Genomic DNA, 23,673 nt, shown 5'->3' on the forward strand with positions numbered 1-23,673 from the left:
GTCGGGTCCGCCACGTCCGCCGGGTCCGCCGGGGCGGTGGGGTCCGCCGGGTCCCTCGGGTCCCCCAGGCCGGTCGAGTACGCCAGGTCCGCCGAGTCCGCGAGGTCGGCCGGGTCCCCCAGGCCGGTCGAGTACGCCGGGTCCGCCGGGTCCGCGGGGTCCGTCGGGTCCGCGGGGTCCGCCGAGTCCGCGAGGTCGGCCGGGTCTGCCGGGGCGACCCCGTCCCGCGTCGTGGGCCGCTTCGCGCCGCCCGGCGCGTACGGCGGCGGTCCCGCTTGCGGCGACCGGGGGTCCGGTACGGGCGGACTCACCGCCCGGGCAACGGACTTGAAGCGGTCGTCGAGGGTGTCGCCCGCGGTGGCGGGCGCGCTGTCCGGGGCGGGCTCGTCGTACAGGCGAGCCCACCAGTCGTCGTCCGAGGTGCGCCTCTCCCCCTGCTGACTCATGCCCCTATTGTCCACCGCACGGGCCGTACGAAAACGGTGGAACGGGTAAAAGTGGTCAGCACACAAATCCGTGGCCCGTACGCGGGAACGAGCCGACTCACCCCCGCCGGGCGGCCCTTCCCCCCACGAGAGGGCCGCCCGGCGAAGCCTTCGAGGAGTCCGCTCACCGCTCGCCCTCGCACGGGACGGCTGCGGTCGCCGCTCCCGGAGCCGTACGCCATATCGGGCGCATCGCTCTCCGCAGATCAATCCGGAACAAAGCACTCCGCGCGCAAAGCGCGCAAATGCCGTGTTGCCGACGGCTGTTGGTACTGCGGTTGCGCCAGCTTGGCAGAGCGACGGAAGGTGCGGGGACGATGTTGTGAGGCGGGTTCGCGCCGTGGCCGTTTTCCGCCACGGCCCGAACGGCCGGAGGAGAGGGGCGGACGAGGGTGCTCGGAGCGATAGGCCTGGACGAGACGCAGGAGTCGGCGTACCGGACGCTGGTGGCGCTGGGCGCGGCCGAGGTCGCGGACCTGGCGCACCGGCTCGCGCTGCCCGAGCCGGACACCGAACGGGCGTTGCGGCGCCTGGAGCGCCAGGGCCTGGCCGCCCAGTCCTCGGCCCGGACCGGGCGGTGGGTGGCGGCGCCGCCCGGTGTCGCGCTCGGCGCGCTGCTCACCCAGCAGCGCCACGAGCTGGACCAGGCGGAGCTGGCGGCGGCGCTGCTGGCCGAGGAGTACCGAGCCGAGGCCGCCGAGCCCGCCGTGCACGATCTGGTGGAGGTGGTGACCGGCGCGTCCGCCGTCGCCCACCGCTTCCACCAGCTCCAGCTCGGCGCGGCCGACGAGGTGTGCGCGCTGGTCACCGGCGACCCGGTCGCGGTGACCGGGGTCGACAACGAGTCCGAGGAGCGGGCGGTGACCCGGGGCGTCGCCTACCGGGTGGTGATCGAGCGCGAGATGCTCGCGCTGCCCGCCGGGATCGTCGAGGCCACCACGGCGCTCGGGCGCGGGGAGCGGGTGCGGACGGTGGAGCGGGTCCCCACCAAGCTGGTGGTGGCCGACCGCAGCCTGGCGATGGTGCCGCTGACCGGCCGGGACGCCGAACCCGCCGCCCTGGTGGTGCACGCCAGCGGCCTGCTGGAGTCGCTGATGGGCCTCTTCGAGGCGGTGTGGCGGGAGGCGCTGCCGCTGCGCCTGGCGGGCACGGGGGTCCGGGAGGAGCCGTCCGGCCCCGACGCCACGGACCTGGAGATCCTGTCGCTGCTGCTGGCCGGGATGACCGACGCCAGCGTGGCCAAACAGCTGGGCCTCGGCCTGCGGACCGTACAGCGCCGGGTGAAGGGTCTGATGGAGCTGACCGGCGTCACCACCCGGCTCCAGCTGGGCTGGCACGCCTACGAGCGCGGCTGGGTGGCCCGGTAGCGGCGGTCGGACGGCGCGGCGCGTGCCGCGCACCCCTCCCCCGCCCTGCACGGACGTCCGCATTGCTGCACGCTGGGCAGGTGGGCATATGGCTGCTCCTGGTCATGGGCCTGGTGATGCTCCTCGGGCTGTTCGGCGTGCTGGTGCCGGGGGCGCCCGGCCCGGCGATCGTGTGGGCCGCCGTGGCGTGGTGGGCCCTCACCGACACCACCGGCACGGCCTGGGCGGTGCTCGCCGGGGCGACGGGCCTGCTGCTGCTCGCCCAGGCGCTCGAACTGTCGCTGCCGCCCCGCCGTCTGAAGGCGGCCGGGGTGCCCCGCCGCTCGCTGCTCGCCGCCGGTCTCGCGGCGATCGCCGGATTCTTCCTGCTGCCGGTCGTCGGCGCGGTGGCGGGTTTCCTGGCGGGGCTGTACGGGGCGGAGCGGATGCGGCTGGGCAGCCATGGGGCGGGCTGGTCGTCGGCCCGCACGGTGCTGCGGTCCGGCGGGTACTCGGTCCTGGTGGAGCTCGTGGCGTGTCTGCTGGTGGTGGGTCTGTGGGCGGGCGTGGTGATCTGGGCCTGACCGGGCCGGGGACGTAGGTCCCGCGCCCCGGACGCGCTGGTCCCCGGAGCCGATGACCTCGACCGGGTGCGCGTGTGACGCTGGGGCATGACCGAATTCAGCGCGGCCGAGCGCGCGTACCTCAGGACCCAGCGGCTGGGCCGGCTGGCGACCGTCGACCCCAAGGGCCAACCCCAGGCGAACCCCGTGGGGTTCTTCCCGCAGGACGACGGCACGATCCTGATCGGCGGGTACGCGCTCGGCACCACCAAGAAGTGGCGCAACCTCCTGGTGAACCCCCGGCTCGCGCTGGTCGTGGACGACGTGGTGAGCGTACGGCCGTGGCGGGTGCGGGGCGTGGAGATCCGGGGGGCGGCCGAACTGCTCACCGGGCCCCACGCGTTGGGCCCGCACTTCAGCGAGGAGCTGATCCGTATCCACCCCGACAAGATCCACAGTTGGGGTCTGGACGAGGAGTAGCGGTCGCGGACGGCCCGCCGGGACGGAGCCGTCGTCCTGCGCGGCTCGGCTCAGGGGCTGACCGCGAGCACCAGGTACGCGGCGAAGAGGGCCAGGTGGACACCGGCCTGCATCGGGGTCGCGCGGCCCGGGACGACGGTGAGGATGCCCACGCCGACGGTGAGCGCGAGCAGCACCATATGGCTGGCGCCGAGGCCGAGGACCAGGGGTCCCGAGAGCCAGACCGAGGCGAGGGCGACCGCCGGAATGGTCAGTCCGATGCTCGCCATGGCCGAGCCGAGCGCCAGGTTGAGGCTGGTCTGCACCCGGTCGCGGGCGGCGGCCCGGGAGGCGGCGATGGTCTCGGGGAGCAGCACGAGCAGGGCGATGACCACACCGACGACGGAGGCGGGCAGCCCGGCGGCGGCCACCCCGCGCTCGATGGTCGGCGAGACGCCCTTGGCCAGGCCCACCACCGCGACCAGGGCCACCGCGAGCAGCCCCACGCTGACCAGCGCGGTCCGGGCGGCCGGCGGCTCGGCGTGCTCCTCCTCAAGGACCTCGCCCTGCTGGGTGACCGGCAGGAAGTAGTCGCGGTGGCGCACGGTCTGGGTGGCGACGAACAGTCCGTACAGCGCCACCGAGGCGAGGGCGGCGAAGACGAGCTGGGCGGGGGAGAACTGCGGGCCCGGCTTGCTGGTGGTGAAGGTCGGCAGCACCAGGCTGAGTCCGGCGAGCGTGGTCACGGTGGCGAAGGCGGCGCCGGTGCCCTCGGGGTTGAAGACGGCCAGTCTGCGGCGCAGGGCTCCGATGAGGAGGCAGACGCCGACGATGCCGTTGCAGGTGATCATCACGGCGGCGAAGACGGTGTCCCGGGCGAGCGTGGCGCTCTTGCCGCCGCCGTCCGTCATGAGGGTGACGATCAGCGCGACCTCGATGACCGTCACCGCGACCGCGAGCACCAGCGATCCGAAGGGCTCCCCCACCCGGTGCGCCACGACCTCGGCGTGGTGCACCGCCGCCAGTACCGCGCCCGCGAGGAAGCAGGCCACCAGCGCGATCAGGGCCGAGGGGAGCGAGCGCCCCCAGGTGAACGCGAGCAGCACCACGGCGAGCGCCGGCACGAACGCCGACCACCGTTCCCGTGGGAGGCGGGCGAGGCGGATCATGTTCCGACGTTCCCAGACGGGGCCGCCCGGCGCCCGTCGGCCGGGCCGTCCGCGCGCCCTCGCGCCCTAGGTGGCGGCGCCGGACACACCGGCCGCGAGCAGGTGCTGATGGGCGTACGAGCGCCAGGGCCGCCACGGTTCGGTGGCGCCGCGGTCGCCTCCCGTCCCGTCGTCGGGGTCCACGTCGGGCTCGCCGAGCGCCCGCATGCGGATCAGCGTCACGGTGCGGGCGTCGAGGCCGGGCAGGGTGCGCAGGACCCGTACCGCCTCCTCCCGGTCGGCTCCCGCGTCCAGGCGCAGCCTGCCGTCCGCGAGCGCGGCGGCGAGCCCGGCCAGGACCGGATCGGGGTGCGCGGCGAGGGTGGCGGGCTCGGGGAAGAGGTGGGTGAGCGGGCCGCACGGCACGTCGAGCCGCTTCCCGTACGCCTCGGTCAGCTCGCCCGCCACGTCCCGGCCGACCAGCGCCCGTACCGCGTACTCGTCCGGGTCGGCGGCCCCCGGCGAGCGCATCCCGGGCCGGGCCGCGACCAGGGGGGCGAGGCGGGGGTCGGCGGCGAGCCGCTCGTCCACCGCGTACGGGTCGGCGTCGAGGTCGAAGAGGCGGCGCAGGCGCTGCACGGCGGTGGTGAGGTCGCGCAGGTCGGTGAGGTGGAGGCGGGCCTCAAGCCAGCCGCCCCGGCGCGGTCGCGCCTCGTCGACGGCCACGATGCCCGTGCCGTACGGCAGCCGCAGGGTGCGGCGGTAGGTGCGGGTGCCCGGCTCGCCGGTCATCTCCTCGGCTCCGGCCACCGCCTCCCGGGCGAGCAGGTCGAAGACCGGGCCCGCGGCGTACGGGCCCCGGTGGGCGAGGCGCAGCGGGATGCCGGCGGCGAAGGCGGCCCGGCCGGACCCGGCCCGGGTGCCGGACTCCGCCCGCAGTGCGCTGGGGGTGCGGGCGTAGATCTGCCGGATGGTGTCGTTGAACTGCCGCACGCTGGCGAACCCGGCCGCGAAGGCGATGTCGGTGACCGGCAGCCCGGTGGTCTGGAGCAGCACCCGGGCGGTGTGGGCGCGCTGGGCCCGGGCGAGGGCGACCGGGCCCGCGCCGAGTTCGGCGGTGAGCTGGCGCTGGACCTGCCGGGTGCTGTAGCCGAGGCGCGCCGCGAGGCCGGGGACGCCCTCGCGGTCGACCACGCCGTCCCCGATGAGGCGGACGGCGCGGCCCACCACGTCGGCGCGGACGTTCCACTCCGCCGAGCCGGGCACCGCGTCGGGTCGGCAGCGGCGGCAGGCGCGGAAGCCGTGGCCCTGGGCGGCGGCGGCGGTCGGGAAGAAGCGGACGTTCTCGCGTTTGGGGGTGACCGCCGGGCAGCTGGGGCGGCAGTAGATGCCGGTGGTCACCACGGCGAAGAAGAACACGCCGTCGAAGCGGGCGTCCCGGCTGCTGACGGCCTCGTAGCGGGTCTCGTCGGCTTCATGGGCCCGGTCGGCCTCGGCGGGCGTCCTCGTGTCGCTCTCCACGTACGTCGTCACCTGTCCAGTGTGCGCGCGCAGGAGTGCTGGTACTGGCGGGAATCGGACACGGCGCTGGGGGTGCCCGGGGGGCGCCTGCGGGTTGTCGGTGGCCGAGCGCGCGGATCCCCGCGCCCCTGACTGCCTCGGGGCGCGGGGATCCGCGCGAGAAACCAAGCACGGTCGGCGGACGACGGCGCCGGGTCCGCGTTCCGCCTTCGGGACCGTCAGCGGGCGCGGCCCCGCTTGGCCGCGTAGTTCGCCCGGCCCTCGGCCGACCTCAGCCGCCAGTCTCGGCGGATCTCGTTGCGCAGCCGCGCGTCCGTCTTGGCGACGATCCGCTGGTTCTCGCGGATCAGCTTGCGGTAGCTCTCCAGGCGCCGTTCGGGCAGCGATCCGTCCTCGATCGCCGCGAGCACCGCGCACCCCGGCTCCGCCTCATGGGCGCAGTCGTGGAAGCGGCACTCCCGGGACAGCTCCTCGATCTCCGCGAAGACCTGTGCGACACCGGTCTCGGCGTCCCACAGGCCGACCCCGCGCAGCCCCGGGGTGTCGATGAGGACACCGCCGCCGGGCAGGGCGAGCAGATTGCGGGTCGTGGTGGTGTGCCGGCCCTTGCCGTCGACGTCCCGGGTGGCCTGCACCCCCATCACGTCCGCGCCGAGCAGCGCGTTGGCCAGCGTGGACTTGCCCGCGCCGGACTGGCCGAGCAGCACGCTGGTGCCGCCCGAGACGACCGCCCGCAGCACCTCGACGCCGTCGCCGGCCGTGGAGCTGACGGCCAGGACCTGGACGCCGGGCGCGGCGGTCTCCACGTCCCGCACCAGATAGGAGAGCCCGACCGGATCGGGCACCAGGTCGGCCTTGGTGAGGACGACGAGCGGCTGCGCGCCCGACTCCCACGCCAGGGCCAGGAACCGCTCGATCCGCCCGAGGTCCAGCTCCGCGGCGAGCGAGACCGCGATGATCGCGTGGTCCACGTTGGCCGCGAGGATCTGCCCCTCGGACCGGTTGGAGGAGGTGTTGCGTACGAAGGCGGTACGGCGCGGCAGGTACGCGCGCACGAACCGGGGGTCGCCGCCGGGGTCGACGACGGCCCAGTCACCGGTGCAGATGACCCGCATCGGGTCGTGCGGGGTGACGAAGGCGGTGTCGGCGCGCAGCGGGCCGTCGGCGGTGACGAGGTCGCACTGGCCCCGGTCGACCCGGACGACCCGGCCGGGCAGCAGGCCCTGGTCGGCGTAGGGGGCGAACTCGGCGGCCCAGGCGTCGTCCCAGCCGTAGGGGGCCAGGGGGTGCGAGGACAGGGAGGTGCGCGACTGCTGCGAAGCAGAAGAGGAGGACAAGGGGGGACCCTTCACAAGGGTGGCCCCGGCGGTGCGTTGGGTTCAGCCGGCGGCCACGGGAGTGGAATTGACGCACTTCTGGATGAGGGCAGCGCCCATCGCCATGACAGCCATCGCTCACACCTCCCGGTTCGGTCGCAGGGTCGTACGCGTCGGCCAACGGCCGCCGTACGGAACGCAGTCACCATAACGCCGGGCCCATGACCCGGCCAACTGATTTATCCGCGCCCGCCGGCCGCCCGTGAGGCGGTCTGCGGGGCGGTCTGCGGGGCGGGCGCCAGGAAGACGTACCAGACCGTCCCGGTGCGGGGCGTTACCACCTTGCGCCCGGGCCAGGAGCGGGCGTACGCGGGCGGGTTGGGGGCCGACTGGACGAGGGCGAGCGGGGTGCGCCGGGCCGCCGCCACGATGCCCGGCACCGTCGCCGTCCGGTCGCGGCGGTCGCTGGCGTGCGAGGAGCAGCCTCCGTAGAAGGCCTGCGGCTGGGACTGGTCGCCGACGATGGTGCAGGGCGGCCGGATGCCGTACTCCCCGAGCCGGGCCACCAGCCACTCGTCGTCCGAGCGCAGCGCCTGCTGCCGTGCTGTGCGCCGGTCCAGGATCCCGTACTGGCCCCAGAGCTGGAGCCCCAGGCACACCGCGACGGCCGCCCCCGCGACGATCCGCCACCGTCCGCGCGCCGCCGCCACCGCCCCGGCCGCGCACTCGGCGACGACCAGCGCGAGCAGCGCGTACGCGGGGATCAGGAAGCGGGGGGCCGCGTAGCCGATGCCGAAGAGGTACGGCACGCCGAGGGCCGCCGCGCACCACACCGCCAGCAGCGCCGGGCGGCCCCGCCCGGCCCTGGTCGCGCAGAGCACCCCGAGAGCGGTGAGCAGGGGCAGCGCCAGCCACCACACCGCGCTCTGGTGGGGGTTGGGCCAGCCGGAGGTGCAGGGGCGGCAGAGCAGCGGGCCGTTGAGGGTCATCAGGTTCATGCCGAGCGCGTTGTGCAGGCTCAGGCCGCCCTGGGCCTCGCCCGCCCCGTGCACCCGTTCCAGGAGGCCGCCGAAGCGCAGATACGCCTCGACGATCCAGGGCAGCACCCCGGCGGCCAGACCGGCCAGGACCGCGAGGGCGGGGCGCGTCCGCCGCCGGGCGGGGACCGCGAGGACCGCCGCGAGCAGGGCGAGCGCCAGATAGCCGCCGTCATAGGGCCGCACCAGCGCCGTGAACGCCACGCTCAGCGCCACCGCGAGCAGGGGGCCGCGGCGCCGCTCCCGGTCCTGGGCGGCGTGCAGGAACCAGCCCGCCCCGGCGAGCGCGCCGTAGGCCACGTACAGGTTGGGCATGACCTCGCCCGCGTAGAACTGCACCACCCACAGACCGCTGAAGAGCACGGCGGCGAGCAGGACGACCCGGCGGCCCACCAGGGTCAGCCAGGGGCGGAAGGCGAGGGTGAGACCGGTGGCCGCGAGCAGCAGCATCCAGGCGCGCAGCACCGGCACCGAGCCGGTCAGCTGGGCGGCGGGCGCGGCGAGCCAGCTCACCCCCCGGGCGCGGGGCTCGCTGAAGAAGGCGTCGGGGACCCGGGGGTCGACCTGGCTGACGTACACCGTCTCGTCCCAGCCCAGCGGCAGCCGCCAGGCGCCGGTGGCCAGTTGGACCGCGGCGCAGGCGAGCGCGAGCACCACCCCCACCAGCGCCAGGCGGACGGTGTCCGGCCGCGGGGGACGCACGGCCGGTCGGCTCGGCAGGGACCGGGTCACTTGATCGGCGGCAGCCATGCGCCCAACCTACGCGGCCCGGGGCGGCACCGGCAGCCGGAGGGCGCCATCGGGCGGGTGTCCGTTTCCTCCAAGACCGGCGGCCAGGCCCCGCCCTACGGTGGCGTCATGAACGCACGATTCGACTCCATCGGCCTGGTCGTCTCCGACATGGCCGCCTCGCTCGCCTTCTACCGCCGTCTGGGCCTGGACATCCCGGCCGGGGCCGACACCGAACCGCATGTGGAGCACACGCTCGCGGGTGGCACCCGCATCCTGTGGGACACCGAGGAGGTGCTGCGCTCCTTCGACCCGGGGTGGACGCGTCCGCAGGGCGGCGGCCGGGCCGACCTGGCCTTCGTCTGCGACGGGCCGGACGAGGTGGACCGGCTGTACGAGGAGCTGGTGGCGGCCGGGTACTCCGGTCACCTCAAGCCCTTCGACGCCTTCTGGGGGCAGCGCTACGCGACGCTCCACGATCCGGACGGGGTGGGCGTCTCGCTCTTCGCCGCCTCGGCGTAGCCGGTCAGGGTGGTCCCGGCCAGAGCGCGCGTCTCGCGCGCGAGGTGGGCCTGGTCGGCGCAGCCGACGGCGAGCGCCGCCTGCGCGTAGGGCACGCCGTCCAGGACCAGGCCGAGGGCCCGTTGCAGGCGCAGGACGCGCGCGAGGGTCTTGGGGCCGTAGCCGAAGGCGGCCAGTGAGCGGCGGTGCAGCCGGCGGGCGCCCAGCCCGACCGCCTCGGCCGTCGCGGCGACCGTGGCGCCCGCGGCGAGCCGCTCGGCCACCGCGCGCATCAGCGGATCCGGCTCCCCCGCCCGGGCCAGCGCCGCGGCCTCCAGGGCGGTGGCCGGGTCCGGGGCCTGCGCGATCCGCTCCGCGAGGCGGCGCACCTCACCGCCGGGCCAGAGCGCGCCGAGGTCCACGCGCCGGTCGCGCAGTTCGTGCGCCGGGACGCCGAGGGCGGCGGGCCCCGCGCCGGGCGCGAACCGCACACCGACGAACCGGGTCCCGGCGGGCGCGTCCGGTACGTACGCGTGCGTGTCGGGGCCGGCGACGAACAGCTTCCCCTCGCACCACAGCAGGTCCATGCAGCCGTCCGGCAGGACGGGACGGACGGCGCCCGCCCCGATGGTGCGCGCCCAGACCACCGCGCCGGGCAGTCGCGCGGCACGCTCTCGGTACATGTCTTCGAGGCTACGCGCCCCGGGGAAGGTTCAGGTCCTGTCCTTGCCGTGCCCGTCGCGCGTCCCGTGCAGCCGGGCCTTCACATGGTCCGGCGGCAGGAAGCGCGACCACCGCTCCGGGTACTCCGCGGGCATCCCGGTGTCGGCCGGGTCGTGGTCCGCGGGGTCGTAGTCCTCCGGGTCGCCCTGGTAGGCGGCCCGGGCCTGGGCCGCGCGGGCCACGATCTCGGCGGCCTGGGCCGCCTTGACCCGCTCGTTGGCGGCGCGGGCCGCGGCCGTGGCGACCGACGGCCAGACCCGGTCGATCGCCGCGTTCACGGCCGCGCCCACCAGGACCGCGAAGGCCGACACGCCGATCCAGAGCAGGACCGCGACCGGCGCGGCCAGCGACCCGTAGATCGTGGGGCCCTCGACCGTGCTGGTGAGGTAGATCCGCAGCAGGAAGGAGCCGAGCACCCACATCGCCAGGGCCACCAGCGCGCCCGGCACGTCCTCGATCCACGGCGAGCGGACCGGCACCGAGACGTGGAACAGGGTGGTCAGAAATGCCACCGAAAGGAGGATCATCACCGGCCAGTACAGAACGCTGATGAGGTCCGTTCCCCACGGGATCAGCTCGACCACCCGGTCCGGGCCGACCACCGCCAGCGGCAGCACCACCGCGCCGATGAGCAGGGCCACGATGTAGAGCAGCAGGGAGAGCAGCCGGGTGCGCACGATGCCCCGGCGGCCGTCGAGCCCGTACATCACGGTGATGGTGTCGATGAAGACGTTGACGGCCCGGGAGCCCGACCAGAGGGCGAAGGCGAAGCCGAGGGAGACGATTTCCGGCCTTTTCCCCTTGGTGACGTCGGCCAGGAGGGGCTCGGCGAAATCGTGCACACCCCGGTCGGAGAGGACCGACTGGGCGGCGGTGAGGATGTTCTTGCTGATGGTGTCGACGGTGTGCGTGTTGGTCCAGCCGTCGACGTAGCCGAGCAGCGCGATCAGGCTGAGCAGCAGCGGAGGCAGCGAGAGCAGGGTGAAGAACGCCGCCTCGGCCGCGAGTCCCAGGATGCGGTACTCGATGCACGAGTTGACGGTGTCCTTCAGCAGCAGCCAGCCCATCTTCCGCTTGGAGACGTTGCGGTAGAGGACACGGGCCCGGTGGAGTCGGCTCGGGGCCCGGTGGAGTCGGCCCGATGGCCGCTCGGGTGTTTCATTTGCTGGCTGCACCTCCTTACCGTATCGGCATGGCAGCCACCACCCACACAGTGACCAACCAGGCTCCGCCCCTGGTGGGATACGACGTCTTCTTGTCCGACCGTGCCCTTGCCGAGGGGGTGGAACGCCATCTGGCGCCGCTGGCGCCCGGCCTCGCCGAGGAGGCGCGCGACGAGCTCAGCGGCCTCGGGCGCACCGCCGGTTCCTCCCAGGCGCAGGGGTGGGGCGTGCTGGCGAACGAGAACCCGCCGAAACTGCGCACCCACGACCGCTACGGCAACCGGATCGACGAGGTCGACTTCCACCCGAGCTGGCACCGGCTGCTCGGCCACGCCGTCGGGGCGGGCCTCACCGACGCCTGGGGACGGCCCGGGGGCCATGTGCGGCGCGCCGCCGGGTTCCTGGTGTGGACGCAGGCCGAGGCGGGCCACGGGTGCCCGCTGTCGATGACGCACGCGGCGGTGCCCGCGCTGCGGGCCGACCCGGCGCTGGCCGCCGAGTGGGAGCCCCGGCTCACCTCCCATGTGTACGAGGAGGGGCTGCGCCCGCCCGCCGACAAGGCCGGGGTGCTCTTCGGGATGGGCATGACGGAGAAGCAGGGTGGCAGCGACGTCCGGGCCAACACCACCCGGGCGAGGCCGCTGGGGGACGGCGGCGAGTATCTGCTGACCGGGCACAAGTGGTTCTGCTCCGCGCCGATGTCCGACGCCTTCCTGGTGCTCGCGCAGGCGCCCGGCGGGCTGACCTGCTTCCTGGTGCCCCGGGTGCTGGACGACGACACCCGCAACACGTTCCGCATCCAGCGGCTCAAGGACAAGCTGGGCAACCGGTCCAACGCGTCCAGCGAGGTCGAGTTCGACGAGACGTGGGCGCGCCGGGTCGGCGAGGAGGGGCGCGGGGTGCGCACCATCATCGAGATGGTGGCGGCGACCCGGCTGGACTGCGTGGTCGGCTCGGCGGCGCTGATGCGCCAGGGCGTGGCGCAGGCGATCCACCACGCCGGCCACCGCAGCGCGTTCGGCGGGGTGCTGATCGAAAAGCCGCTGATGAAGAACGTGCTGGCGGACCTGGCGCTGGAGTCGGAGGCGGCGACCACGCTGGCGCTGCGGCTCGCGGCGGCGCAGGACGCGGTCCAGAGCACGGGTTCGCCGGAGGAGCAGGCGCTGCTGCGGCTCGCGGTGCCGGCCGCCAAGTACTGGGTGACCAAGCGCTGCACGCCGCTCGTCGCCGAGGCGCTGGAATGCCTGGGCGGCAACGGTTACGTGGAGGAGTCCGGGCTGCCCCGGCTGCTGCGCGAGTCGCCGCTCAACTCGATCTGGGAGGGCTCGGGCAACGTCCAGGCGCTGGACGTGCTGCGGGCGCTCCAGCGCGAGCCGCACGCCCTGGACGCCTTCCTCCAGGAGGTCGGCCGCGCGCGCGGCGCCGACCACCGGCTGGACGGGGCGATCAAGGACCTGCTGACGGAGCTGGCGGACCTGGAGGGCGTCGAGGCCCGGGCGCGCCGGCTGGTGGAGCGGATGACGCTGGTACTCCAGGGGTCGCTGCTGGTGCGCTGGGCGCCGCCGGAGGTCGCGGACGCGTTCTGCGCGTCCCGTCTCGGCGGCGACTGGGGCTCGGCCTTCGGGACGCTGCCGCACACGCTCGACCTGGGCGCGATCGTCCAGCGGGCCCGCGCGGAGGTCTGACCGGGGCATACGAGGAGCGGGCGCCCGGGGCCTCAGCGGCCCGGGGCGTCCTGACCGGACGTGCGTCGGGGGTGGTGCTGCGCCGACACGGCACCACCCCCGCACTCTCATGCGCCCTGACGGGCCATGACGACCGGACGTCCGGTGTTCCACCACCTTCGTACACACGCGCGGCCGTTCGCGAGAGTTGCAAAGGGTTGCAACCATGTGCGGCATATCGCCGCGCGCGAGGGCGCGGGCGGGCACGATGAATGCGTGGCGGCCGTGTTCAACTCCCCCTCGGAACGCGGGTGCCGACAGGAGGACCCAGTGCAGGACACCACCACCCTCGACCCGGCCCGGCTGGCCGCGATGGATGTGCGGGAGGCGACCCGGCTCCTCAAGGGCATGCGGGCCGCCACCCTCGCCGGACTGCCCTCCAGACCCGCCCCGCGCGCGGAGATCCACGCGTCCTGGCGCCGGCTGCTCCGCCACGGCCTGGACCCGGACGGCGCCGGGCACACCCGGCTGCTGCCGCTGGCGGAGGTGGAGCGGCGCCGGCAGTCCTCACCGCTGCGGGAGGTGCTGCCGGTGCTGCGGGAGGCGCTGGTGTCGGTCGCGGACGCGGCCCAGCACATCATGGTCGTCTCGGACGCCGACGGCATGCTGCTGTGGCGCGAGGGCCACGCCTGCGTCCTCAGGAACGCCGACGCGCTCGGCTTCCAGGTCGGGGCCGACTGGAGCGAGGAGGCGGTGGGGACCAACGGGGTGGGCACCCCGCTGATCACCGGCCGTCCGATGCTGGTGCACTCCGCCGAGCACTTCCTCTCCACCCATCACACCTGGACCTGCGCGGGGGCACCGATCGTCGATCCGCGCGACGGGCGGCTGCTGGGCGTGGTGGATGTGAGCGGCCCACTGTCGACGATGCACCCGGCGACGCTGGCGTTCGTCACCTCTGTCTCCCGTCTGGCCGAGGCCGAGCTGCGCACCCGCCATCTGGCGGCCGTGGAGCGGCTGCGGACGGTGGCCGCGCCCGTGCTGTGCCGGATCGGGGGCCGGGCGCTCGCCGTGGACACCAACGGCTGGACGGCCGCGGTGACGGGGATGCCGCCGGTGGACCGGCTGCCGCTGCCGAAGTCGTTCCGGGCGGGCCGGGTCTGGCTCCCGTCGCTGGGCATGTGCGCGGTCGAGCCGCTGCCGGGGGGCTGGCTGGTGCGGGTGGTGGGCGACGGCGCGGGGCGTGCGGAGGCGCTGCCGCGCCGGGTGGTGCTGGATCTGAGCCGGCGCCGCGCGTCGGTGACGGTCTCGGGGGACGCGGGCAGCTGGGCGCAGGAGCTGAGCCCGCGCCACGCCGAGCTCCTGTACGTGCTGGCCCTGCACCGCTCCGGGCGTACGGCCGCGCAGCTGGCCCAGGACATCTTCGAGGACCCGACGCGTACGGTGACGGTACGGGCGGAGATGTCCCGGCTCCGGCGCCATCTCGCGGAGGTGCTCGCACACCGGCCGTACCGGTTCGCGGAGGACGTGGAGGTGGAGGTGGTCCGGCCCGCCCGCCCCGCCGACCTGCTCCCGCACTCCACGGCCCCGGCGGTGCGCGGGGCCCGCCACCACCCGCACTGACCCGCGCTTGATGGTGAAGCCATGGCCATGGTTCGGTGGCGGTATGCACATCCCCGTCACCACCTGGTCCCTGGAGCAGACGTCCCCGGCCGACCTGCGCCCCGCCGCCGAGCCCGCCGCGGGTGTACGGATCGTCCGCGCCGAGGTGCCCTCGCCGGAGTTCAGCCGCTTCCTCTACACGGCGGTCGGCGGCGACATCCGCTGGACCGACCGCCTGTCGTGGACGTACGCGGCGTGGCAGGAGTTCCTCTCCCGGCCGGGCGTGGAGACGTGGGTGGCGTACGAGAACGGCACCCCGGCCGGGTACGTCGAGCTGGAGGCGCAGGACGAGGGCGCGGTGGAGATCGTCTACTTCGGCCTGGTCCCCGCGTTCCGGGGCCGCCGCATCGGCGGCCATCTCCTCTCCTGCGGCATCGCCAGGGCCTGGGACCTGGCCGGCCGCTGGCCGGGCCGCGACGCCACCAAGCGGGTGTGGCTGCACACGTGCTCGCTGGACGGGGAGCACGCGATGGACAACTATCTGCGGCGCGGCTTCCGGCTGTTCGACACGAAGGTGGAGGAGCAGGAGGAGGTCGCGGCGCCGGGGCCCTGGCCGGGGGCGTACTAGGGCCTCTCCTGCGGGGCTCAGCCGGGTGCGGGCGGGCCGAGGTGGTCCTGGATGAGGCGGTGCAGGGCGTGGTCGGGGCCGTCGGCGCGTTCGGCGAGCAGGGATCCGCGCAGTGCGAGCGCGGTGCAGGCAGCCGCGGTGGCGACGGCGACCCATACCGCCGGAACGGCACCCCACAGACCCGACCAGGCGACGGCGGCGTAGAGGCAGACGAAGGGCACCATCACGAGCCCCAGCAGCTGTCGTGCGAGCAGGAACCCCCACCCCCCGACGATGATCAGGACAGCCGCCCAGGCCAGCCACACCGGTCCCCACGGGTGCTGGCCGACGGCCGCCTCGGCGGCACGCTCGGCGGCGTGGCCGGAGACACCGAGGACGAGGGCGAGCAGGAGGCGCAGGTGCCAGCTGCGGCCGTAGACGTAATCCGGGTGCTGGACGGGCTTGTCGGCCCGTTCCCAGGCGGAGGTGGGGACCGTCTGTCGCCGGTAGAGGAAGTCGATGACGGCCAGGCGCAGCGGGAGGGGAAGCAGGCGGAGCACGCGCGACCGCGCGGCGGGAAGTGCGGCGGCGAGCAGTGCCGCGTCCGCGCGCAGGGTTTGGAGATCCGTCGCATCCCCCCGGACCGCGGAGGCTTCCACCAGCGTCGCGACGCGGCGGAGTCCTTCCGGTCCCCATGACGGGTCCGGCCACGGCTCACCCCACCGCACCACGCTCAGCGCCACCAGAATCCGCGGATCCACCTCGACCCCGGGCGGCGGCTCCGCCCCCGCCCCGACGATCGCGCCCGCGATCAGGCTGACGCGCCGGACCAACGGGTCATGGGGACCGGTCGCGAACGGCTGCCACACCCACATGTAGTCGGGCAGGCGCACTCGCTGCGGGGTCTCCCGGAGCGCCTCCTCGATCGCGCGGTCCCGCAGCAGGTCACCGAGGTAGAAAGCGGCGTCCACCGATGTCGTGTCCATCAGGAAGACGGAGAGGGCGACCGCCGCGCGCGGGGTCCGGATCGTCCACAGGGCGCGCAGCGCCTCCGGGCTTCCCCCCAACGCCGCCGTCCGCAGCGCGGGAACCGCCAGATCGCCCATCCCCGCGAGGGCGGAGCCGGCCTCGGGGACCCGGGGCAGGAGCCGGGCGAGTTCTTCGGCCGCGCTCGGCAGATTGGTGGCGGCCAGCGCCGCGACCGCCGCCGTGCGGCCCGGACCGGCACAGGCGGCGATCTCGACCAGGAGCGCGAAGACCGCCCGGCCCCGGGGCCGCCGGTCCCCCGCCACCACGCCGAATGCCGCGATCACCGCCTGGCGGTCCTGGCCCGTCTCGCGGCCGAGCCGGTGTCTGAACCTGGACACGATCTGCCGGGCCAGCGCCTCGTCCACCACCTGCGCGTCCGCCAGGCACTGGAACGCCAGGACGGCGTCCTCCGCGAGCACCGCCCGGACCACCTCGGTGCAGTCGCGCGGCTCCGCCCCGCACCACAGCCGTACCGTCTCCCGCCACGCCGTCGGGTCGCGGCGGTAGCGGGCGAGCAGGCCCGCGGGGTCGGCCGCCAGACGGGTCGCGGCCAGGTACTCCTGGAGGGTGAGGTGGGCGAACTGGTAGCGCTCGCCGCTGTCCACCGCCAGCAGCAGCCCGCTGCGCTCGACGATCTCCTCCAGGACCTCCTGGGCCCGCTCCTCGGGGCGGCCCTGCTCCGCGAGCGCGGCCCGTACGTGGGTCAGCACCTCGCGCTCCGGCAGCGCCAGACGGTCGTGGACGTCGGAGGGGACGTCCTGCGCGGCCAGCGCGAGGCGTTGCAGGACCGCCTTCTTCACCGGGTGCGAGAAGCGCGCGTCGCGCCGGCGGTCGCCGAGGAGGCTGTCCGTGACCTGCTTGTAGAAGTCGGCGCGGGTGTGCGGAAGCAACTGGTCCGTGTCCGCGTACACATGGCTGTACAGGTACGCGATCATCGTCAGGAGCAGCGGGTTGCGGGCCAGGGGCATCAGCTGCGGGGTGTCGCGCAGGGCGCCGAGCAGTTGCTCCACAGTGTCGGCCGGCAGGTGCTCGGGCCAGGGCCAGCCGTGCAGGAAGCGGCGGACCAGGCGCTCGTCGAACTCCTGGACGCGCAGGGTGCGGTCGGCGTCCTCGGTGAACTCGCCGCGGTAGACGGCGATCCGGCAGGTGACCGCGGTCCGGCACTTGGCATGGGCGCGGGTGAACTGCCTGATCGCGTCCGCGACCTCCTTGCGCCGGGCCGTCGGCACCTCGTCCAGTCCGTCGAAGTAGACGGCGAGGCGGCCCTCGGCGAGCGCGCGGTCGGTCCACTTCCCGGCGCCCGGGAAGTCATGGTCCGCGAAGTGTTTCACGATGTGGTCACGCACGTTCCCCTCCTCCAGGTTCACCTCGTGCAGCTTCAGCAGGACCGGTACGTCGTCGAGCTCGCCGGGTTCGGCCCTCGGCGGGCGGCGGCGGCCGTACCAGGCGCGGCGCGGCGGATCCTGCGGTCGGTAGCGCTCGTGGCACCAGGCGAGGACGGTGTGGCGCAGCAGCATCGTCTTGCCCGCGCCGGGGACGCCGAGGACCACGGCGTGGCGGGCCTCGTGCAGCGAGATGGCGGCCTCGGTCTGCTCGGCGCCCGCCCCGAAGCCGGAGGCGGTGCGCAGCGGCACGTACACCGAGGCCATGTCCATGGTCTGGGAGTCGTCGACCCGGAAGGAGACGGAGAAGCGCTCGTGGCGTTCGTGGACGCGGACGATGTAGCGGCGCAGCGCCGTGCGGGCGAGCAGGGCGCTGCCGGCGAGCCGGTCGTAGAGGAGGGCCGCCACCTTGTCGACGAGGGCCTTGAACCAGTCCTTCAGCTTCAGGAGCAGGACGCCGAGGACGAAGGCCCCGGCCGCCGGGATCCATGACGCCAGATGTCCCCCCATGAGCGTGCCCCCCTCGCCCGTGCCGCTGTCCGGCTCAGGCAGGATAGGAGTACGGGCGCTGCCGTGTCCGGCGGACGGCCGGGGTCGCCCCCGGCGTGACGCCGACCACACCGTCTCACTACTCGGGACATTGTTGTCCACACTTTGGATAGTGGTGGACTGGCCCAAGAGGCCCGTGACACGCTTCCGTCATGTTCGGAACTGGAATTGCCTTGGTGAGTCGACGACACGTCGACCTGGGCCGTATGTCCAGCGCCATCTGTCCGGCCCGCTGAGAGAACCCCAGCACCGCCGCCCTCCAGCTTCTCCCACGCCCTTGCGCACCGCCGCGCCTCAGCGCGAGTGTGCAGGTCAGAGCCGCCCTCCTGCAGTCCCGAAGGACGTATCCCCATGGCCGCCAGCCCAGACAAGCCCGCCTCCACCGCCCCCCGCCGCAAGCCGGGGCGCCACCGTGGTGAAGGCCAGTGGGCCGTCGGCCACTTCACGCCGCTCAACGGGAACGAGCAGTTCAAGAAGGACGACGACGGTCTCAATGTGCGGACACGTATTGAGACGATTTACTCCAAGCGCGGCTTCGACTCCATCGACCCCAACGATCTGCGCGGACGTATGCGCTGGTGGGGCCTGTACACCCAGCGCAAGCCCGGGATCGACGGCGGCAAGACCGCGATTCTGGAGCCGGAGGAGCTGGACGACAAGTACTTCATGCTGCGGGTCCGGATCGACGGCGGCCGGCTGACGACCCGGCAGCTGCGCGTGATCGGCGAGATCTCGCAGGAGTTCGCGCGCGGCAGCGCGGACATCACCGACCGGCAGAACATCCAGCTGCACTGGATCCGCATCGAGGACGTACCGGAGATCTGGAACCGGCTGGAGGCCGTCGGGCTGTCCACGACGGAGGCCTGCGGCGACTGCCCGCGCGTCGTCATCGGCTCGCCGGTCGCCGGGATCGCCGAGGACGAGATCATCGACGGCACCTGGGCGGTCGACGAGATCCACGAGCGCTACATCGGCAGCAAGGAGTTCTCCAACCTGCCCCGCAAGTTCAAGACGGCGATCTCCGGCTCCCCGCTGCTCGACGTGGTGCACGAGATCAACGACGTGGCCTTCGTCGGTGTCGAACACCCCGAGCAGGGACCGGGCTTCGACCTGTGGGTCGGCGGCGGCCTGTCCACCAACCCCAAGCTCGGCGTCCGGCTCGGCGCCTGGGTGCCGCTGGAGGAGGTTCCGGACGTCTGGGCGGGCGTGGTCGGCATCTTCCGCGACTACGGCTACCGGCGCCTGCGCAACCGCGCCCGGCTGAAGTTCCTGGTGGCGGACTGGGGCCCGGAGAAGTTCCGCCGGGTCCTGGAGGAGGAGTACCTCCGGCGCGAGCTGGTCGACGGTCCCGCGCCCGCCGAGCCCTCCCAGCGCTGGCGCGACCACGTCGGGGTGCACCGCCAGCGGGACGGCCGCTTCTACGTCGGTTTCGCCCCCCGGGTCGGCCGCGTCGACGGCGCCACCCTGACGAAGATCGCCGAGGTGGCGGAGGCCCATGGCTCGGGCCGGGTCCGTACCACGGTCGAGCAGAAGATGATCGTCCTCGATGTCGAGGAGGCGCAGGTCGAGGCGCTGGTCGAGGCGCTGGAGGCGCTCGATCTGACCGTCAGGCCGTCGCCGTTCCGGCGCGGCACCATGGCCTGCACCGGTATCGAGTACTGCAAGCTGGCGATCGTCGAGACCAAGGCGCGCGGCTCCGCGCTCATCGACGAACTGGAGCGCCGCATCCCGGACTTCGACGAGCCGATCACCATCAACCTCAACGGCTGCCCCAACGCCTGCGCCCGTATCCAGGTCGCGGACATCGGTCTCAAGGGCCAGCTGGTCCTGAACGACGAGGGCGAGCAGGTCGAGGGCTACCAGGTGCACCTGGGCGGGGCGCTCGGCCTGGAGGCGGGCTTCGGCCGCAAGGTCCGCGGTCTGAAGGTCACCTCGGCCGAGCTGCCGGACTACATCGAGCGGCTCCTCAAGCGCTTCGCGGCCGAGCGCGAGAACGGTGAGCGGTTCGCCGCCTGGGCCACGCGCGCGAGCGAGGAGGCCCTGTCGTGAGCGAGCGGGCGGCGCCCTTCTACTGCCCGTACTGCGGGGACGAGGACCTGCGGCCTTCGGAGGAGGGCCACGGGGCGTGGGAATGCGCGGCGTGCAACCGCGCGTTCCGGCTCTCGTTCCTCGGACTGCTGGCCCGTGGGCCGCGGTCCACCCACCCACGGGGAGAGACCTCATGACGACCCTTCAGGCACATTCGGCCGACGAGCTCAGGGCGCTGGCGGAGGCCGCCGGGCGCGAGCTGGAGGAGGCCGAGCCGCTCGACATCCTGCGCTGGGCGGCGGACACCTTCGGCAAGCGGTTCTGCGTGACCTCCTCGATGGAGGACGCGGTGGTCGCCCATCTCGCCTCGCGCGCGATGCCCGGCGTGGACGTGGTCTTCCTCGACACCGGCTACCACTTCCCGGAGACCATCGGCACCCGGGACGCGGTGGCGGAGGTGATGGACGTCAACGTCATCACCCTGACGCCGCGTCAGACGGTGGCCGAGCAGGACGCCGAGTACGGGCCGAGGCTGCACGACCGCGACCCGGACCTGTGCTGCGCGCTGCGCAAGGTCAAGCCGCTCCAGGAGGGGCTGAGCGCCTACTCCGCGTGGGCGACCGGCCTGCGCCGCGACGAGTCCCCGACCCGGGCGAACACCCCGGTCGTCGGCTGGGACGAGAAGCGGCAAAAGGTGAAGGTCTCCCCCATCGCGCGCTGGACGCAGGACGACGTGGACGCGTACGTGGCGGAACACGGCGTGATCACCAACCTGCTGCTCATGGACGGCTACCCGTCCATCGGCTGCGCGCCCTGCACCCGCCGTGTGGCGGAGGGCGAGGACGCGCGGGCCGGCCGCTGGGCCGGGCGCAACAAGACCGAGTGCGGGCTGCACGGCTGATGACGAACCACCAGGAGAACCAAGTGAGCGGGGCCACCACCGGAGCCACCATCTGGCTCACCGGGCTGCCCAGCGCGGGCAAGACCACCATCGCGTACGAGCTGGCGGGCCGGCTGCGCGCGGAGGGCCACCGGACCGAGGTGCTCGACGGCGACGAGATCCGCGAGTTCCTCTCGGCCGGGCTCGGCTTCAGCCGCGAGGACCGGCACACCAATGTGCAGCGGATCGGCTTCGTCGCCGAACTGCTCGCCTCCCACGGCGTCAAGGCGCTGGTGCCGGTGATCGCGCCGTACGCCGACAGCCGTGACGCGGTACGCAAGCGTCACCAGTCCGAGGGCACCGCCTATCTGGAGGTGCACGTCGCCACTCCCGTGGAGGTCTGCTCCGAGCGCGATGTGAAGGGCCTGTACGCCAAGCAGGCGGCCGGCGAGATCAGCGGGCTCACCGGGGTCGACGACCCCTACGAGGCGCCCGAGTCGCCCGATCTGCGGATCGAGTCGCACCGCCAGACCGTAGGCGAGTCCGCGTCCGCGCTCCACGCACTGCTCACCGAGAGGGGTCTCGCATGACGACGACCGCCGCCGCCCAGGCCGAGGGCACGGACACCCCGTACGCCCTCACCCACCTCGACGCCCTGGAGTCCGAGGCGGTGCACATCTTCCGCGAGGTGGCGGGCGAGTTCGAGCGGCCGGTGATCCTCTTCTCCGGCGGCAAGGACTCGATCGTCATGCTGCACCTGGCGCTGAAGGCGTTCGCCCCCGCGGCGGTCCCCTTCACGCTGCTGCACGTGGACACCGGGCACAACTTCCCCGAGGTCCTCGAATACCGCGACCGGGTGGTCGCCGAGCACGGGCTGCGGCTGCACATCGCCTCCGTGCAGGAGTACATCGACGCGGGGAAGCTGCGCGAGCGGCCCGACGGGACGCGCAATCCGCTCCAGACCGTGCCGCTGACCGAGGCCATCCAGCAGCACCGCTTCGACGCCGTGTTCGGCGGCGGGCGCCGCGACGAGGAGAAGGCCCGCGCCAAGGAGCGGGTGTTCTCGCTGCGCGACGAGTTCTCGCAGTGGGACCCGCGCCGCCAGCGCCCCGAGCTGTGGCAGCTCTACAACGGCCGCCACGCGCCGGGCGAGCACGTCCGGGTCTTCCCGCTCTCCAACTGGACCGAGCTGGACGTGTGGCAGTACATCGCCCGCGAGGGCATCGAACTGCCGCAGATCTACTTCGCGCACGAGCGCGAGGTGTTCCAGCGGGCCGGCATGTGGCTGACCGCGGGTGACTGGGGCGGCCCCAGGAACGACGAGACCGTACAGAAGCGGCTCATCCGCTACCGCACGGTCGGTGACATGTCCTGCACCGGCGCCGTCGACTCCGACGCGACGACGCTGGACGCCGTGATCGCCGAGATCGCCGCCTCCCGGCTCACCGAGCGGGGCGCGACGCGCGCCGACGACAAGATGTCCGAGGCCGCGATGGAAGACCGCAAGCGCGAGGGGTACTTCTAAATGACCACCACGATCGAGCAGTTGGCGGGTCTGGCCGACGGCAGTTCAGTCACCACCCTGCTGCGCTTCGCGACCGCCGGGTCCGTCGACGACGGCAAGTCCACCCTGGTGGGCCGGCTCCTGCACGACTCCAAGTCGGTCCTCACCGACCAGCTGGAGGCCGTCGAGGCGGCCTCCGCCAAGCGCGGCCAGGACGCCCCCGACCTCGCGCTGCTCACCGACGGCCTGCGGGCCGAGCGGGAGCAGGGCATCACCATCGACGTCGCCTACCGCTACTTCGCCACGCCCCGGCGCCGGTTCATCCTGGCCGACACCCCCGGGCACGTGCAGTACACCCGCAACATGGTGACCGGCGCCTCCACCGCCGACCTCGCCCTGGTCCTGGTCGACGCCCGCAACGGGGTGGTCGAGCAGACCCGCCGCCACGCCGCGGTGGCCGCCCTGCTGCGCGTGCCGCACGTGGTGCTCGCGGTCAACAAGATGGATCTGGTCGGCTACGAGGAGAAGGTCTTCGCGGCGATCGCCGAGGAGTTCACCGCGTACGCCGGGGAGCTGGGCGTACCGGAGATCACCGCGATCCCGATCTCGGCGCTGGCCGGCGACAACGTGGTGGAGCCCTCCGCCCACATGGACTGGTACGGCGGCCCGACCGTCCTGGAGCACCTGGAGACGGTCCCGGTCAGCCACGACCTCACCGGCTGCCACGCCCGGCTGCCCGTGCAGTACGTGATCCGTCCGCAGACCGCCGAGCACCCCGACTACCGGGGCTACGCGGGCCAGATCGCGGCGGGCACCTTCCGCGTCGGCGAGAGCGTGACCGTGCTGCCGTCGGGCCGCACCTCGACGATCTCCGGGATCGACCTGCTCGGCGAGTCGGTGGACGTGGCCTGGACCCCGCAGTCCGTGACGCTGCTCCTCGACGACGACGTGGACATCTCGCGCGGCGACCTGATCGTGCCGAGCGGAGACGCGCCGCCCACCACCCAGGACGTGGAGGCGACGGTCTGCCATGTGGCCGACCAGCCGCTCACCGTGGGCCACCGGGTGCTGCTCAAGCACGGCACCCGCACGGTCAAGGCGATCGTCAAGGACATCCCCTCCCGGCTGACCCTGGACGACCTGTCGCTGCACCCGCACCCGGGACGGCTGGCCGCCAACGACATCGGACGCGTCAAGATCCGTACCGCCGAGCCCCTGCCGCTCGACGCGTACGCCGACTCCCGCCGTACCGGGGCCTTCATCCTGATCGACCCGGCCGACGGCACCACGCTCACCGCGGGCATGGTCGGCGAGTCGTTCGCCGCGCCCGAGCCCGTGAAGGCGGACAGCGAGCCCGACGGGTGGGACTTCTGACCATGACGAACCGGGACTTCTACTCCACGTTCGCCAAGGAGGGCGGTCGCATCGGCAGCGGCG

Annotated in this window: 21 protein-coding genes and 1 pseudogene; 14 read left to right on the top strand and 8 right to left on the bottom strand. The window is 73.7% G+C overall.

Features of this window, described 5'->3' with window-relative positions; all coding sequences use genetic code 11:
• A pseudogene (locus ACJA3G_RS01655) lies at nt 1-446 on the bottom strand (hypothetical protein); the annotation flags it as partial.
• 431 nt (nt 447-877) lie between these two features.
• Here ACJA3G_RS01655 and ACJA3G_RS01660 point away from each other — a divergent pair.
• The 3 genes from ACJA3G_RS01660 to ACJA3G_RS01670 all read left to right on the top strand — a co-directional run bounded on the left by ACJA3G_RS01660 (nt 878) and on the right by ACJA3G_RS01670 (nt 2,874).
• A complete protein-coding gene (locus ACJA3G_RS01660) occupies nt 878-1,852 on the top strand; it encodes a helix-turn-helix domain-containing protein (protein ID WP_406551027.1) in 975 nt (324 codons plus the stop codon).
• Between the two features lie 104 nt (nt 1,853-1,956).
• Complete coding sequence (locus tag ACJA3G_RS01665; RefSeq protein ID WP_406551055.1) at nt 1,957-2,415, top strand: DUF456 domain-containing protein; 459 nt, start codon at nt 1,957-1,959, stop codon at nt 2,413-2,415.
• An 87-nt stretch (nt 2,416-2,502) separates the two neighbouring features.
• Complete coding sequence (locus ACJA3G_RS01670) at nt 2,503-2,874, top strand: PPOX class F420-dependent oxidoreductase (RefSeq protein WP_406551028.1); 372 nt, start codon at nt 2,503-2,505, stop codon at nt 2,872-2,874.
• A 50-nt stretch (nt 2,875-2,924) separates the two neighbouring features.
• On the opposite strand, the gene ACJA3G_RS01675 is transcribed toward ACJA3G_RS01670, so the two are convergent.
• The 4 genes from ACJA3G_RS01675 to ACJA3G_RS01690 all read right to left on the bottom strand — a co-directional run bounded on the left by ACJA3G_RS01675 (nt 2,925) and on the right by ACJA3G_RS01690 (nt 8,625).
• Nucleotides 2,925-4,022: a calcium:proton antiporter gene (locus ACJA3G_RS01675; RefSeq protein WP_406551029.1), complete on the bottom strand. Its 1,098-nt coding sequence runs from the start codon at nt 4,020-4,022 to the stop codon at nt 2,925-2,927.
• Nucleotides 4,023-4,088: 66 nt separating this feature from the next.
• Nucleotides 4,089-5,522 carry a DNA-3-methyladenine glycosylase 2 family protein gene (locus tag ACJA3G_RS01680; protein WP_406551056.1) on the bottom strand — a complete coding sequence of 478 codons (1,434 nt, stop codon included), beginning with the start codon at nt 5,520-5,522 and terminating at the stop codon, nt 4,089-4,091.
• 218 nt (nt 5,523-5,740) lie between these two features.
• On the bottom strand, nt 5,741-6,859 hold the full coding sequence (rsgA, locus tag ACJA3G_RS01685; RefSeq protein WP_406551030.1) for a ribosome small subunit-dependent GTPase A: 1,119 nt from the start codon (nt 6,857-6,859) through the stop codon (nt 5,741-5,743).
• A gap of 218 nt (nt 6,860-7,077) precedes the next feature.
• On the bottom strand, nt 7,078-8,625 hold the full coding sequence (locus ACJA3G_RS01690; protein ID WP_406551031.1) for a hypothetical protein: 1,548 nt from the start codon (nt 8,623-8,625) through the stop codon (nt 7,078-7,080).
• A gap of 108 nt (nt 8,626-8,733) precedes the next feature.
• Here ACJA3G_RS01690 and ACJA3G_RS01695 point away from each other — a divergent pair, with 108 nt between their 5' ends.
• On the top strand, nt 8,734-9,126 hold the full coding sequence (locus ACJA3G_RS01695; RefSeq protein ID WP_406551032.1) for a VOC family protein: 393 nt from the start codon (nt 8,734-8,736) through the stop codon (nt 9,124-9,126).
• On the opposite strand, the gene ACJA3G_RS01700 is transcribed toward ACJA3G_RS01695, so the two are convergent.
• Nucleotides 9,066-9,788, bottom strand: a complete 723-nt coding sequence (locus ACJA3G_RS01700) for a DUF6597 domain-containing transcriptional factor (protein ID WP_406551033.1) — start codon at nt 9,786-9,788, stop codon at nt 9,066-9,068. The genes ACJA3G_RS01695 and ACJA3G_RS01700 overlap by 61 nt on opposite strands.
• A gap of 30 nt (nt 9,789-9,818) precedes the next feature.
• The gene (locus ACJA3G_RS01705; RefSeq protein ID WP_406551034.1) at nt 9,819-11,003 is read right to left on the bottom strand and encodes a YihY/virulence factor BrkB family protein; all 1,185 of its coding nucleotides are present in this window, start codon (nt 11,001-11,003) and stop codon (nt 9,819-9,821) included.
• Between the two features lie 17 nt (nt 11,004-11,020).
• On the opposite strand from ACJA3G_RS01705, the gene ACJA3G_RS01710 reads away from it, so the two are divergent.
• The 3 genes from ACJA3G_RS01710 (at nt 11,021) to ACJA3G_RS01720 (ending at nt 14,885) form a co-directional block, all read left to right on the top strand.
• Entirely contained in the window at nt 11,021-12,676 is a 1,656-nt protein-coding gene (locus ACJA3G_RS01710) for an acyl-CoA dehydrogenase family protein (RefSeq protein ID WP_406551035.1), read from the top strand.
• Nucleotides 12,677-13,027: 351 nt separating this feature from the next.
• On the top strand, nt 13,028-14,278 hold the full coding sequence (locus ACJA3G_RS01715) for a GAF domain-containing protein (protein WP_406551057.1): 1,251 nt from the start codon (nt 13,028-13,030) through the stop codon (nt 14,276-14,278).
• A 43-nt stretch (nt 14,279-14,321) separates the two neighbouring features.
• Nucleotides 14,322-14,885 carry a GNAT family N-acetyltransferase gene (locus tag ACJA3G_RS01720; RefSeq protein ID WP_406551036.1) on the top strand — a complete coding sequence of 188 codons (564 nt, stop codon included), beginning with the start codon at nt 14,322-14,324 and terminating at the stop codon, nt 14,883-14,885.
• Nucleotides 14,886-14,902: 17 nt separating this feature from the next.
• On the opposite strand, the gene ACJA3G_RS01725 is transcribed toward ACJA3G_RS01720, so the two are convergent.
• Nucleotides 14,903-17,785, bottom strand: coding sequence for an NACHT domain-containing protein (locus ACJA3G_RS01725; RefSeq protein WP_406551037.1), 2,883 nt, complete (start codon nt 17,783-17,785; stop codon nt 14,903-14,905).
• Nucleotides 17,786-17,976: 191 nt separating this feature from the next.
• On the opposite strand from ACJA3G_RS01725, the gene ACJA3G_RS01730 reads away from it, so the two are divergent.
• The 7 genes from ACJA3G_RS01730 (at nt 17,977) to ACJA3G_RS01760 (ending at nt 23,610) form a co-directional block, all read left to right on the top strand.
• Nucleotides 17,977-18,060, top strand: coding sequence for a putative leader peptide (locus tag ACJA3G_RS01730; RefSeq protein ID WP_351804716.1), 84 nt, complete (start codon nt 17,977-17,979; stop codon nt 18,058-18,060).
• 115 nt (nt 18,061-18,175) lie between these two features.
• Nucleotides 18,176-19,873 (top strand): nitrite/sulfite reductase, encoded by a 1,698-nt coding sequence (locus tag ACJA3G_RS01735; RefSeq protein ID WP_406551038.1) that lies wholly within the window; start codon nt 18,176-18,178, stop codon nt 19,871-19,873.
• Nucleotides 19,870-20,049: a hypothetical protein gene (locus ACJA3G_RS01740; RefSeq protein ID WP_358833622.1), complete on the top strand. Its 180-nt coding sequence runs from the start codon at nt 19,870-19,872 to the stop codon at nt 20,047-20,049. Before ACJA3G_RS01735 ends, ACJA3G_RS01740 begins: the two co-directional genes overlap by 4 nt.
• Nucleotides 20,046-20,753, top strand: coding sequence for a phosphoadenylyl-sulfate reductase (locus ACJA3G_RS01745; protein WP_406551039.1), 708 nt, complete (start codon nt 20,046-20,048; stop codon nt 20,751-20,753). The genes ACJA3G_RS01740 and ACJA3G_RS01745 overlap by 4 nt, the downstream gene beginning before the upstream one ends.
• Nucleotides 20,753-21,322, top strand: a complete 570-nt coding sequence (cysC, locus tag ACJA3G_RS01750) for an adenylyl-sulfate kinase (RefSeq protein ID WP_406551040.1) — start codon at nt 20,753-20,755, stop codon at nt 21,320-21,322. The genes ACJA3G_RS01745 and cysC overlap by 1 nt, the downstream gene beginning before the upstream one ends.
• On the top strand, nt 21,319-22,257 hold the full coding sequence (cysD, locus tag ACJA3G_RS01755) for a sulfate adenylyltransferase subunit CysD (protein ID WP_406551041.1): 939 nt from the start codon (nt 21,319-21,321) through the stop codon (nt 22,255-22,257). Before cysC ends, cysD begins: the two co-directional genes overlap by 4 nt.
• A complete protein-coding gene (locus ACJA3G_RS01760) occupies nt 22,258-23,610 on the top strand; it encodes a sulfate adenylyltransferase subunit 1 (RefSeq protein WP_406551042.1) in 1,353 nt (450 codons plus the stop codon).
• Nucleotides 23,611-23,673 lie beyond the last annotated feature (63 nt).

Origin of the sequence: Streptomyces sp. YS-3, from assembly GCF_045257485.1 — a bacterium.
GTDB lineage: Bacteria > Actinomycetota > Actinomycetes > Streptomycetales > Streptomycetaceae > Streptomyces.